The 12,518-nt window shown below is 36.3% G+C and carries 13 protein-coding genes and 1 pseudogene; 2 read left to right on the top strand and 12 right to left on the bottom strand.

Translation table 11 applies throughout. The annotated features are described in order from the left end of the window. Window positions 1-125: 125 nt before the first annotated feature. Both C7R93_RS15200 and C7R93_RS15190 read right to left on the bottom strand, forming a co-directional pair. Window positions 126-533, bottom strand: a complete 408-nt coding sequence (locus tag C7R93_RS15200) for a hypothetical protein (RefSeq protein WP_106839602.1) — start codon at window positions 531-533, stop codon at window positions 126-128. A gap of 424 nt (window positions 534-957) precedes the next feature. Continuing rightward, on the bottom strand, window positions 958-1,677 hold the full coding sequence (locus tag C7R93_RS15190; protein ID WP_106839600.1) for a hypothetical protein: 720 nt from the start codon (window positions 1,675-1,677) through the stop codon (window positions 958-960). A gap of 198 nt (window positions 1,678-1,875) precedes the next feature. Here C7R93_RS15190 and C7R93_RS15185 point away from each other — a divergent pair, with 198 nt between their 5' ends. After that, window positions 1,876-2,826, top strand: coding sequence for a hypothetical protein (locus C7R93_RS15185; protein WP_106839599.1), 951 nt, complete (start codon window positions 1,876-1,878; stop codon window positions 2,824-2,826). 344 nt (window positions 2,827-3,170) lie between these two features. Here the strand turns inward: C7R93_RS15185 and C7R93_RS15180 are convergent, their stop codons facing one another. From C7R93_RS15180 to C7R93_RS15150, 7 genes are all read right to left on the bottom strand, one after another. Continuing rightward, a complete protein-coding gene (locus tag C7R93_RS15180) occupies window positions 3,171-3,575 on the bottom strand; it encodes a hypothetical protein (protein WP_106839598.1) in 405 nt (134 codons plus the stop codon). A 271-nt stretch (window positions 3,576-3,846) separates the two neighbouring features. Next, complete coding sequence (locus C7R93_RS15175) at window positions 3,847-4,389, bottom strand: DUF4309 domain-containing protein (protein WP_106839597.1); 543 nt, start codon at window positions 4,387-4,389, stop codon at window positions 3,847-3,849. Window positions 4,390-4,954: 565 nt separating this feature from the next. Further along, on the bottom strand, window positions 4,955-6,208 hold the full coding sequence (locus tag C7R93_RS15170) for a hypothetical protein (protein WP_106839596.1): 1,254 nt from the start codon (window positions 6,206-6,208) through the stop codon (window positions 4,955-4,957). Window positions 6,209-6,296: 88 nt separating this feature from the next. Continuing rightward, window positions 6,297-7,049 (bottom strand): C39 family peptidase, encoded by a 753-nt coding sequence (locus C7R93_RS15165; RefSeq protein WP_244191552.1) that lies wholly within the window; start codon window positions 7,047-7,049, stop codon window positions 6,297-6,299. Window positions 7,050-7,536: 487 nt separating this feature from the next. Beyond that, window positions 7,537-7,848 (bottom strand): aspartyl-phosphate phosphatase Spo0E family protein, encoded by a 312-nt coding sequence (locus C7R93_RS15160; protein WP_106839595.1) that lies wholly within the window; start codon window positions 7,846-7,848, stop codon window positions 7,537-7,539. A 506-nt stretch (window positions 7,849-8,354) separates the two neighbouring features. Next, window positions 8,355-9,014, bottom strand: a complete 660-nt coding sequence (locus tag C7R93_RS15155; protein ID WP_106839594.1) for a hypothetical protein — start codon at window positions 9,012-9,014, stop codon at window positions 8,355-8,357. An 11-nt stretch (window positions 9,015-9,025) separates the two neighbouring features. After that, window positions 9,026-9,268, bottom strand: a complete 243-nt coding sequence (locus C7R93_RS15150; RefSeq protein WP_327951463.1) for a matrixin family metalloprotease — start codon at window positions 9,266-9,268, stop codon at window positions 9,026-9,028. Between the two features lie 210 nt (window positions 9,269-9,478). On the opposite strand from C7R93_RS15150, the gene C7R93_RS15145 reads away from it, so the two are divergent. After that, window positions 9,479-9,979 carry a hypothetical protein gene (locus C7R93_RS15145; protein WP_069849758.1) on the top strand — a complete coding sequence of 167 codons (501 nt, stop codon included), beginning with the start codon at window positions 9,479-9,481 and terminating at the stop codon, window positions 9,977-9,979. 77 nt (window positions 9,980-10,056) lie between these two features. Here C7R93_RS15145 and C7R93_RS15140 read toward each other — a convergent pair whose 3' ends face one another. From C7R93_RS15140 to C7R93_RS15125, 3 genes and pseudogenes are all read right to left on the bottom strand, one after another. Continuing rightward, window positions 10,057-10,356 carry a hypothetical protein gene (locus tag C7R93_RS15140; RefSeq protein ID WP_069849760.1) on the bottom strand — a complete coding sequence of 100 codons (300 nt, stop codon included), beginning with the start codon at window positions 10,354-10,356 and terminating at the stop codon, window positions 10,057-10,059. Window positions 10,357-10,453: 97 nt separating this feature from the next. Next, window positions 10,454-10,936, bottom strand: a pseudogene (locus tag C7R93_RS15135) (ISL3 family transposase); the annotation flags it as partial. A 996-nt stretch (window positions 10,937-11,932) separates the two neighbouring features. Continuing rightward, the gene (locus C7R93_RS15125) at window positions 11,933-12,397 is read right to left on the bottom strand and encodes a hypothetical protein (protein WP_106839591.1); all 465 of its coding nucleotides are present in this window, start codon (window positions 12,395-12,397) and stop codon (window positions 11,933-11,935) included. Window positions 12,398-12,518 lie beyond the last annotated feature (121 nt).

Below are 12,518 nucleotides of genomic sequence, written 5' to 3'. Positions count from 1 at the left end.
TGCTCTACTGTATATTCACGAGAACGCGGAGTTTGGTTCACGTTACATAGGCGAAAAAATACTGAACATGGAAAAACCCGTCCCCTGAACAGAAACGGGTGAATCCTATTACAAGCACTTTCCACCTAAAGGCTAAGTTTCATTTTTTCCTCGACGTTTATTACGTCCCACTTATAAAACGAAGATTTCTGTAGGGTGAAAAGGAGATTTCCTGCATATACTTTTCGAATTCTATTATTTTCATCGTAATCTATCATTTGAAACGCTGCAATTAGCTGTATATGATCCCCAGTTCCTTCCACTTGCCTAATTGAAATTTCGGGTGATTTTAGATTATTCTTAGCGGCAAATTCAAAATGGGAACGAATTAATTCAATTTGGTCTTGTTCCATTTGCACGTGGTTTTGTGCGCCATTTGCTATATTGTCTATGACGGTCCTTACTGTATTTTCAGGAGAGTATATCGTTTTTAGAATAAACCATCCTGCAATAAATATTATGAAAATAGCGATGACTATTCGTATCTTTTTCACTTCGATACCTCCTCTATAACAGGTCGAGAGGGTACAGGGAATCGCTAAGGCTCTAAAATAAGAAATACAAAATTAAAGTGACTACATACAATTGCCATACTTTCATTTTGAATTTGATACATACCTTTTCCAATACGCCCGATAAGTATTCACAACATTTAAGTAATAGCCAAAAAACTCCCATACCAACGACTATAGCGAAATCGAGCGGGCTGAGTCTGCTCTCGATGAAATCATACACTTTTGTGATATGAAGGAAAAGCACAAAGACGAGGAATGAATAGTATTGCATTGAAAAAACCTCCCCCATGTAATTACAACGAAAACAGGGAGTACCTAAGCCCCCGATTTCCATTGTAATATCAGTTATCTTCTCTTCCTGTCTACTTCGTAATAATTTTGCGGTTGAGAGAGACTTTGGGTGCTAATTGGGAGAGGATGCAATGAGTTGTTCAACTTCGTTTCTAAGCTCAGAGATATTTTCTCCTGAATAATTTTCTTGCAGGAAATAAAGATTACTATGCTCTATTACTTCCAGTGAAACTTGGGATACAAGTGTGTTCTCGTCATTAATCTTTATTTTTCCTTGAACTGACCCTACTATGTTATAGATGTCATCTTTATCTTCTGTTAAGAAAACAAAATATTTATTTCCTTCTTTCATAGGAATACTTCCTTCAATCCCTACCGATGTCATTCTGGGTTCACCATTATCATCATTCACTAATTTAGATCCTGGCTTTCCTGCGAAATATTTGGCCACCTCTCTTTCATCGAATTCCCCTCCAGTTTCCAGTACAGATACTGTATCATCTATCTCTACATCACCTTTATAGACTTTCGTTAATCTTAATTCAGAGACTGTATACACATCTAGTCTTTCATAATTAGCGTTATTTTCTTGAGAAATAACTTCAGCTTCGGCTATGATATCTGCATTTTCAGCTAGACCCTCCACGTCAGTGAATGTCTCGGTAAACCATGCTTCACCAGAAACTATTCTATAATCTGAATCACTGGAATAAAGAAAACTCTGTTTTTTTAAGTCACCTATATAGTAAACAGCAAGTCCTGCAATTGTTAATAAACCAATAGTAGCCAATGCTATTTTCTTTGTGGATTTTAAATTCTTAATGCTAATCATTAGTATTCTCCTTCCTACAAAATGATAGACAAATTCCTTCGCTTGATGGGTATGGGGTCTGCTCACGATGCAAAAAAATAAGATATGAACCGAACCTTTTTCCGCTAAAGAGGCAATATAGTGTGTAAGCTGCTTATTCAGAGAACAAATAGAACAATCCTATCTCATTATTTACAACAAAAAAGGAGCGAATTAACTATGAAAAAACGATTAATTGGTGGAATGGTTGCTACTGCGATTTTGATTCCAGTTGCAGCATTTGCGGCTTCTGGCGTGATTGAAATGCCTACAAGAACAACGATGACTACTGAACAAGTCCAGGTGGATGAGGTTGGCAAATCATCGCTTGAAAAGCTGTATCTCGCATTTCCCGAAACAAAATCGTTTGAGATTATCGATGCAAGCAACGTTCAAGGTGATGTATCCAAAGGGGAAAATTTAATCAACGTGAACCAAACAAGCATCGTACTACAGGAAAAAGGAGGAACCGGCAAAAAGATTACCCTCCATACAAACGGTAATACGGGTGAGATTGAACACGTGATTCAAGAGAATTGGGAGCCTAAGGAAAAGTCACTCATTACTTTAACCGATCAGGAAATCAAGGCGAAGGTAAATCATCTTATTGATAAAATGTATGGCAACGTCGAACAGTACGAGGTTGCTATGGAGCAAATGGAGAATCCAAATCAAAAAACATGGATGTTGAATTACACCAATGAGATGTTTGACAAACCGGTCTACCAGGTTTTTGTTCAGGACAATACCATTAGTGTTACTAAGATCGTAGGTATTCCTACAGGTCCAAAACCTTCAAACATGAAAGTAGAAGGTCTATTCTCTTTAAATGGTAAGCCTGATTATACCGCTGATGCCTTTTTAAACGATGAAAAACTGTTTGCTTTACTAAAAATGAGCCCGACAGAATTAAAACAAGAATTAGCAAAAGGTAAAACTGTTGTGGAGATTGCAGCATCTAAGAATGTCTCGAAACAACAAGTGATTGATGTGATTGCAGAAACACAGGCTAGAGGACAACTTCAAGGTGATGGAGTACCGATCTCCGAGCATTCACTGAAACAAATGATGAAAGCAATTGAACCAAAATTATTGCCAGTCATTGAACACAAAACGGAAACGGAATGGTAGAAAAACAGAGTCAACTGGGTTACACAAGTAAAAGAGAAGAGGCGGGAGAACCGTCTCTTTTTTTATGGACTAATTTTTCAGACAGGTCGGTAACGCCATTTTTCCGAACATTCCAGTCAAATGTCAAAAGGTAGACTTTAAACCGTACTTTAATATGGACGCCGCAAGAATAACGAAAATGTGGGTTTACAAGGTTAAGGAGTTCTAGACACAAAAATAGCCGGTTACGCTGCTAGTGTTAACCGGCTATCTGGAAGCAAATTTAAATTATTCTTCCTTTTCGTAATCCCATGTTCCATTGTTTTCATTAATCTTGAATTAAAAATAACAACAAAATACTTTGATTATATTTTTTTGTTGTATGGTTTAAATTCAACTAATGTATTAGGCATATTTAATGGCCACATTCTTCCCTCAATGAAAATATAGCCAAAAACATACTTACCATTTTGTTCGATTTGATCATATGCCTCTTTAGCGCTAAGTGTTTTACTCTTTACAGGAGAGGAGCTTAACAAGCTTACCTCCTCTCCAATTCTAATTGTCTTCTCATTGCTACAAAATTCAGTTTCGTTATTTATACAAAAATGCTTGATACTAAGAAAATATTTGTCATTTTCTACCCATTTGTTTGTTACTACAACCCACCCATACGTTTTACCATGTGCCTGAAAATTCATATATAACCCAATCATACTAAGCAAAAACAGGAGCATAATACCTAGTACTACTTTTTTTTCATGATACATCCGCCCCTTACTAAAAATACACTAAGAAGGGAAGGAAGCCCTCCCTTCTTATTAATTATATTTATTATTCGGTCGATCATCACCAATTTCAAAACTATCATCCCATGTCCACTTATCACCAGCGTCGTCAAAATGCGAGAATAAGAGAGAACGACTCAAATTTTGAGGGGTTAATCCGGTTGAGAGTATACACAGAACATTTTACAGACTCGATAAATGCAGAATGTTGGCGAGATACCCTTGTTAGAAATAATAAGCCAGATAATCTAGCTTATTCGACTCGAAGGGTAACATACTTTACTGGACTTTCTTTTGAATCAAACGTAAATCTTAGTAGATTTTCATTATTTTCATATTCCAATATAAACGTATTATCACCTGAGTCATCCATAAACTCTCTAGAGGGTTCTCCTAAGTTTTTTTTGATTTCCTCAGGTTTTCCAGTCATTCCAACAGTCTTTGGTTCGGCATTCATTAGGACGACTTTACTAATATCCTTTACTTCATCAATTGAATTAGCATAGTCTTCGAATTGTAAATCATAACCCTCATAATATACTGTGAATCCATACTCAGAATTTCCACTCTTGACGGGGGTTCCGATTTTATCCAGAACCTCTTTCTTTGTTGCTCCAATGCCAATTAAGACACCTTCTAATTGCCCATTTTTTACCTTATCTAAAGTGTCCGATTGAGCAGAATTAACAGAAATATCTTCAGTTTTTTCAGACATATTGGAGCAGCCAAATAAAGTTATTGTGCTGAGAACTACAACAAGCAAAGCATTACGATATATTTTAGGCAGATCAATCACACTCCTTATAAAGCTTGACTTACCTTAAATTATATAAAATTCAATATAATAACCTAATTATTTGTTATTATAATTAGGGATGAGACTGTATTTGGCAAACGGAAAGTGCAGAGTTTGGCAATGAGCGATATTCACCGATATGTAGTTCAAATTCATAATTATGCAAGGTTTGACATGGAGCCTCTACGGGCATGATTTCTTGCAAAAAGGCGGTATACCAAGGTTTCGCAAGGGTACTAAGCCTATCATACCCGCCTCTCCATGTAAAACCTAATGAATTGCCATTGTATCAAAGTCGGTTGCCAAACTCTGCACTTTTATTTTGCCGTATACAGGGTGAGACATCATTTCAATGTGAAAAGGGGTAGAGCCAACATTCTGCACTTATCTTAACTCCAATGTGACAATCACTGTTAAATAAATCGTTGTGACATTGTTTACATGTATTCAAAGAATTTTTTTATGTCGTGAACACATTAAAAACGAAAATTATGGGTATTTTGAATGATTAGAGCGGTTTAATGCACCGCTAGTGAAGGATCATACCAAAATACAACTGTTTTATTCACTTTGATAAATCAATTACATGAAATTTGGCACGACCTGTACTTTCACTTGGCTCCCACTGACCAAAAAATAAGTAATCCTCTGAATTGAAAATCTTTGATGTGCTAGCAATATCTTTACTAAATTTCTGGCGTTTGCCCGTATTCAAATCAACAATATAAATCTGATTAATCCCATAACGATAGAACAAATAATGATCTACAATGTAAGGCGTGTCATTCGTTAATTTTTCACTTTCAGCAAAATATTGGTATTTTATCTTTCCGTCATGCATGCTTGCGACTGTGACTTTGCCTTCTTCTGTCCATACAAACCAGTTTTTGTTTATTACATAGTCAATAATTTCCTTACCGTCAAGTAAATAAATTGACGATGACATATCATACGGATAGAATTTAATCTGGTATGTTTTTTTAGATTCGTTAGCTGACGTTTTCGTGTAAACCGACTCGTGAATTAGCATTCCGTTGTCACTCGGACGTTGAATAGCAAAAAAATGTCCATTCCGTCCCTTCGTTTCATCCAATTTTGCCTCTGCTATAATTTTTGTTTCTTTTATAACAGGGTCATATAACATAGCCCTGCTCCACATGATTTGATTCTTTAATTCATACTCTATCCACGTTAAATACTTGTCTGTATTCGTCAATATAGGAACTGATGTACCATCATCGCTAATACCTTTTTTAACAAGATACGTTTTTTTATTTTTAAGATCATAGGACATTATCTTCCATGGTCTGTCTTTTTTTGTTTGTTTTTCATATTCAACCCAAAATAAAGTATCATTTATTCCAACTAAGGTATTAATTATAGTTTTTTTAGGGGAAAGATAGATTTTCTTATATTTTTTTGTTGTTCGATCAAATAATCCGATAGACGCTTGATTACTTCCACTTGGATTCATATCAAATATTATATAATCTTCGTTTACAAACTGAGGTGCAATTAGATCATGACGAAAATCTGGATGCTCTAATTGATATTCCTGAATAGAAAAAGGAACTTTAAAAGAGCTATTCGCGTCGTTTTCCGAGACTTTGTTTATTGTTGGGAGTTCAGAGGTATCTATGTATGTATCTTTAGCTTGCAATGCTGGAGCGGCTTTTTCTTGAATTAAAGGAGTAGTGTTTTGATTTAATTGAGGAATATTTGTTTTATTAGTTGATGAAATTTCTGTGGAAGAAGGCGCGCATCCTGAGCTAATTGTAAATGCTAGGATAGTCGCGAATACTGGCAGATACACTCTCATATTAATCCCTCCGCAGCTATTGAATACTAAGACAGAGTCCTTAGAGCAGTAACACTCATACTCTAAGGACTCTAATATCATACCTTCATTAATAAATGATCGCTTCACGGAAATGGGCTTGATTTGCTTTCCAAACACCATCGGCTGGATGCCATGTATTACCTAATGTAATACCACGATTCCCTTGGTCAAAAGGATCTGTCAATCGAATCTCATGGTCCTCCCAGTCATAACCAGATGTATTCAGAATGTGACCCTCAACTGATTCTCTATATTTTGGCATGTACTTAGAAGTAATTTTCAAATCCAAAATAGTTGGATAATTATTGTCAACTCCCCATTCAATTTTGCTCAGCCATTTATCTTTTTCATCTGAATTGAATGTTTTATAAACATAATTATTGTCGTTCTGATTATCGTTTAACACATTATCAACCATAGAAAAATCTGTACCATTATCGTCATGAGTCTTAAGTTCAGATGCATAATCATCTTGACTATTAGAATTACCGTTAATGTGATCTAGCACTTGCTTGACTGTTGCTGGCCCACAGTAATAGTAAGTTTCTTGCTCGAACTCTGGAACTCTTATTGTGTTTCGAGTTCCTCCGACACCAAGAACGCGAATACCTTTATTTTTTGTATATTTCTCTTCAATGTACTCACTAACCATTTTCTCTTTTTCTTCCATCCACTTCAAATCTTTTTCTGTCTTGATATCCTCAGAAAAGTTTGGATTATCTCCTGTACCTTGTGCCATAATTGTCTGAGGAATCGCTAGGACACAAACTAGTGCGCTTGTTGTCAAGAGAGCTTGTACATTGCCCAATTTTAAACTCACTTCGAAACATCTCCTTCCAATTATTGTTAATATTAACCATACATTACTATTTGCAAAAGCGCTAAGTCAAGTTATTTTCTACCTTTTTTGAAATCCATATATTTTCTGATTTATCTGTCGCGTGGAGCGTAAAGGTCTAAACTTACCACGTTCCACCTGATTGTTTTGTTGCCAGTTGTCAGATGTAACCGTCAAGTAAAAATGGACACTTTCTGCTGGTTAAGAGTGAAAAGTTTACTGGAAATTACTTCTGTTTGTATGACACTTGACATAGAGCCTCTACGAGCGCGCGCGAGTGCTTTAAACATTCTGATTAACGCAATTAGCGTTTGGAATACAGTGTATCTAGACAAAGTGACAGATATACATCGGAGTATTCAATAATGGGCATTACCTGTTGTGAAAGCTCCTCCTTTCGGTTTAACCCCTCAAAATTTGAGTATTCTCCCTTCGAAACGTGTGGAATTCCTCCTGAAACAAAAACACTTTATTTTCTATCTTTTTGCATCATTTTTGATTGAATTACCAGAATGTACTGATCCAATTGCTGGCTTAATGCCACGACTTCATCATCCAAGAAATCATTCTTCTCTAAATACATTTGCACCAATTGTTCTCGCAATTGTTCCACAATGCTTTTCAAATGATCAATATCGTGATAGGTTACTCCTTCCCGATCTAGAGGTAGCATGATACATTTACTTATAGGAGCTGTAACTGCTCCTCCTGCGGGCGTTCCTTTAACCTGTCGAAGGGGTGGAACGCCCTTTTTAAATGCAATTGCTGCTATAAGTCTCACCCTACTTCCTTTACCACCGGATTATTCACTTGCTTTTAGTGGCACCAGTGGCTCCTCTTTTTAGAGATGTTCTTAGATTTCTATTGCTTCATGGAAAATCCGTCACATCCTCCTTATTTTGAGATTTATTACATAATTAACCATAAGTTGTTATGCAGGTTTTTACCAACTGCAAAAAATGGAATAAAAAAACATCCTGGCAGAGGATGTTTCATCAATCTACGATATATTTACTATGACCTAACAGGATGCTAGCCACCTAACTCGTTTTGGTTACCTATTTGCTTATTCAAATTCCCTAACCATCCAAACAGTGTTATGTATGTAAGGGTCTCGTCTTAAAATGAAGTTGTAGACACAGACAGTCTACAACTTCATTTTTAATAACGGGAATCTAACATTTCTCCTTTTTTTCAGAAGAAACTGGCTATATTAAATTATGGCGTGCAAGACGAAGGGTGCACTTTTTGATTGGGCTATTGGCTCAGAATCTTACCGGTGCCCTTTTATTTTTCCAAATCTGGTTCGTCACTTTCTACTAATTGAGGTGGCAACGGATCGTTTTTGTGATCCTCAATTTTTTCGAGTAAATCTTCTAAGGACGAAACTTTTTTATCTGCATTTCCTTGAATAAACACTTTAGATTTCGAATCACTGACCTCATACTTTCCTTGGTAATTACCTAAGGTTACAAAGTAATTGGTTGAGCCCTCTTTATTTTTCAGGGAGTCGTCTTCAATTAAGAAAAGAACAACTTCTTCATCTTCTGTAAACGAAGCCTCATAGTCAGCTCTGATTACTGTATTGTTTATCTCACCACCATACATCCGAACGACGACTATATCACCTTTTTCCTGGTTTCCTTTAAGAACTTCGTCTATTTCTACAGAAACATCTTTGTAGATCGAATCAGAAACCCCAATTTCTTCCGGTAGTCCACCATCTTCAGTATTCCATTTATCCTTATCAATATCAACTATAGTACCTTTAATAATCAACTGACTTCCGGCGGCTAACTCTTCGATACTATATCTAGGGACAAGTCCATGTCTGTTGATTTCAGTTACGTTTCCACTGACTAAACTTTGTGAATAAATATTCAATCCGAACCCTAATGAAAAGCTGAAAGCTAATAGCCCGATAGCAATTGCTTTTTTATTAATCATTCTTATCCCCCCTACCAGGAAATGGCATGATAGCCATTTTCGTCGTCTTTACTAAGATTGTATCTAATTTCATTAGTTGATAATGATTCGTACATAACAGAGTCACCATATTTTAGCTTAGTTTCGTCATCCAACCCCACAACATGCCCCATTTCATGTGCCATAATAGATTTCAAGTCAAAGCTTGATTTTGAAGGAGATGTAGAAGATATATTATGAGAGACATTAATCATAATATCTGCCTCCTTTTTTATTCCTGATTTATTACCCCAAGAAGGCGTTACTGTTTTAGATTTGTTAGTTTTCCCTATGCTAAGAAACTAAGCACTTTTAACTTGCGCGAAACCTAAATGTGCAGATGATGCAATTTTTGTACTTTGAGATAGTGTGGTAGATTTCAACACTTCTACAAATGTGATATAATTCCAATATAAGGAATTTGTACTAAAAGGAGGGTTTTTCATTTGAGAATGATACTTTCAGCTATTTTGCTATTGTTCAGCTTGACCGCATGTTCATCTGGAATTTCAGAAGATGAGTTAAAAGAACAAACTAAGAAGCATTTGGTTGAATATACTAAAATTCTTTACGAAGTCAAAAAAGAAGAATATGTAAAAACCCCTGGAGATTTTACTGCATATATACCAGTGATCCAAGAAAAAGCAAAGCCCTATTTAACTAAAAAGGAAGAGCCTGAAAGTCTGATCAAATTAAATATTGGTTTTACAGCTGCTTATTTAGCTTATAACGATATATTTTTGAAGGTAGAAGATGTAAAAATTACAGACTTCAAGAGAGATGAAACCACCGGATCACTAAATATTAGTTATACAATATTTTTACAAGACTCTTCAAAAAGCGATGTTAAGCAACAATCAGGTAGGGTAACTTTAATACCTGAAAATGAAACTTTTAAAATTGATTATTATTGGGACGATATTAGAACAAAACAGTTTAAAAATTAATTCAATATTAATTCTTCGGAGAATATAAAGAGAAGTACTACATTTCACTGTAGCACTTCTCTATTTTGTTCATAAATTTACATGAAACTATGACCTGGAATCGTGTCGTCGGTAGTTGATTCAATATCACTTGGATCAACAAAGATTGTAATAATACCACTCATTCCCACACCATCCATGTAGTGGTTAGTTAAATAATCCATAACCGGTTCACCGAGTTGCGGAGCTCCACTGCAAGCAAACAAGTTTCCACATTTACATCTGTAATAACTCCAATGTGAATTGATTGTTTTGCCCGTGTTTTTGTTCTTAATGATAGCCCGCGAGACAATCTTCATTTTGTGAATCCCATACAAAGTGCAATCATCTACTCCCATAAATAAAACCTCCTTGTTAATAGTAGAGACAAAGTATTTTTATAGCTCTTCACCGTTAAACGTGCTTGATCTTCCTCTAACGTAGTTTTTCACTATTTTACATGGCTGGTTTACACTCCAGCCGAATTCGAATCTTGAATCGCTCAATGTTGCGATAGCCATAGGCTCGTCTCTTAATGACTTTCACTTTGTTGTGTGTCCCTTCAATCGGAGCATTCGTGACCCGAAACGAAAAATAATTCTGAATCGACTCGCGCCATTGGACAACCGTTTTTGCAATCGACCGAATGGCAGCGGTGGGGGAAGTGAGATGCTCAGCAATCCATTGTTGGAGTGCTTCTTTCCCTGATTCTTCTGTATGAGCTGCATACACCGTTCTCATGTGCTGAAGGGCGTTGTAAAGGCGTTCTGGATGGGGATCTTGGGCTAACCAGACTTTTAATTCGTCCTGTTCCTCAGCTTTCAGTTTATCAGGAGAGGTATGGAGCAGACGTTGTTCATGCCTCCCCCGGCGATGGGTTCCCCGCGAATGGGTACGTTTACAAGCAGATTCTAGCGATTTGGAGAAGAGCTGAATGACAAGGGGTGGAACGCCCTTTTTAAATGCAATTGCTGCTATAAGTCTCACCCTCCTTACTTTACCACCGGATTACGCACTTGGTTTTAGTGGCTCCTGTGGCTCCTCTTTTTAGAGCTGTTCTTAGATTTCTATTGCTTCATGGAACATCAATATTTGCCACCCCTTATTTTGAGATTTATTACATAATTAACCATAAGTTGTTATGCGGGTTTTTACCGACTGCAAAAAAAGGAATAAAAAAACATCCTGGCAGAGGATGTTTCATCAATCTACGATATATTCACAATGACCTTACAGGGGTCGATTTATCAAAATCAGGAAGATAGCGGTGGAACCTGATAGAGTAACTCCAATAAGTCTACACGAGTTATAAAGATTGATCGTTGGGATTAATAAATTGATTGGCATAGGGAGTGAGAATGAACCATTCTTCATTTCTCTATAAAAAGACCCGATATGGAAAGTGGCGAGGTATACAACTACCAAGATTATCTTACAATCCTAATTATCTTAACAATATTCAAGTATATTCCTAAGATTAATAATGGCAATAATACAAAGCTAATGTTCTCAAAGGCATTGTAATATTGGGTATAAAAAATAAAAATTAAGCCAATGAAAGTATTTAAGAGATAGAGCAATGCTGCACGCTTATTCCATTTTATGAATAAAACACTAAAGAAGAGAGTCATAAATAAAGTAACGAAAAATATTACGTAATAATTCATTTCATTATCCCCTTCTGTTAATCTCATAATAATAAATAATTATGTAAAGGTTACTTTTTATGCAAAAGCGTCCGTATTTGCGGTGTTGGACGCTACTTAACTGTTGAATTGGGATTCTCTTAAGTTCAACTCAAACTGTACATCAACGATTGATTACGATTAGAAAAGCAATAGGAGGTCATATGTGACTGTGCTGGAAACAAAAAAAGACGCGAGAAATCGCGTCCTTAACGCGGGCTTCTTGTTACCTTGTTGGATATGCCCCCTATTAAACCATTGGATACATGACGAAAACGGTACTGAAATATTGATTCCTTAGTCTATCCTCTTGGATTACTGGATCCAAATTTTTGAATTTTTCTGTCTCTAAATCTTCTTCATTTAAGACAACCTCTCGCCAAAAACCTAAACCTATCTCAGGAAAAGCGTACCTGTCGCCCCACTTTGCACCGTCATCCCGCGTATAATTTGATATCTTATCGATTTTTTCCGCTAATTGTGTCGCCTTCGTATGAACTACATCGATACCGTAAACAAAACAACTGAATCCTCCGCTGAAATTGTATGTATCTATAGGAACTTCGATAAAACTCACTTTGTTTTCCTCATACTGTATCAGAAATGTCACATATTTCAGCGGCCATTCTTGCTCATGAGCCTTTACTTCTTCCCTAGTCATTCCTAACTTTATTGGGCCAATCCCTATTCCCGGCTCTACGATAATGTCCTCCATCGCAATCCCTCCGTCTGTACAAATATGAAAGGTGCCCCTTGTAACTCTAACTCCGATAATTAATGAATCCTCGATTGGTGTGATGGTCGCAGATACAAAACAATTATAACCATCCTATCAA

It is taken from the genome of Brevibacillus fortis (genome assembly GCF_003013395.1).
In the GTDB taxonomy this organism is placed as follows: Bacteria; Bacillota; Bacilli; order Brevibacillales; family Brevibacillaceae; genus Brevibacillus; species Brevibacillus fortis.
Note: the sequence above shows the minus strand (reverse complement) of the source record. Positions and strands in the feature narration are given on the sequence as shown.

What these genes read in the sequence shown, in the direction of transcription:
- C7R93_RS15180 (WP_106839598.1), bottom strand. Translation starts at nt 3,575, where the DNA reads ATGTATCATGAAAAAAAAGTAGTACTAGGTATTATGCTCCTGTTTTTG.
- C7R93_RS15190 (WP_106839600.1), bottom strand. Translation starts at nt 1,677, where the DNA reads ATGATTAGCATTAAGAATTTAAAATCCACAAAGAAAATAGCATTGGCT.
- C7R93_RS15125 (WP_106839591.1), bottom strand. Translation starts at nt 12,397, where the DNA reads ATGGAGGACATTATCGTAGAGCCGGGAATAGGGATTGGCCCAATAAAG.
- C7R93_RS15185 (WP_106839599.1), top strand. Translation starts at nt 1,876, where the DNA reads ATGAAAAAACGATTAATTGGTGGAATGGTTGCTACTGCGATTTTGATT.
- C7R93_RS15155 (WP_106839594.1), bottom strand. Translation starts at nt 9,014, where the DNA reads ATGATTAATAAAAAAGCAATTGCTATCGGGCTATTAGCTTTCAGCTTT.
- C7R93_RS15170 (WP_106839596.1), bottom strand. Translation starts at nt 6,208, where the DNA reads ATGAGAGTGTATCTGCCAGTATTCGCGACTATCCTAGCATTTACAATT.
- C7R93_RS15140 (WP_069849760.1), bottom strand. Translation starts at nt 10,356, where the DNA reads ATGGGAGTAGATGATTGCACTTTGTATGGGATTCACAAAATGAAGATT.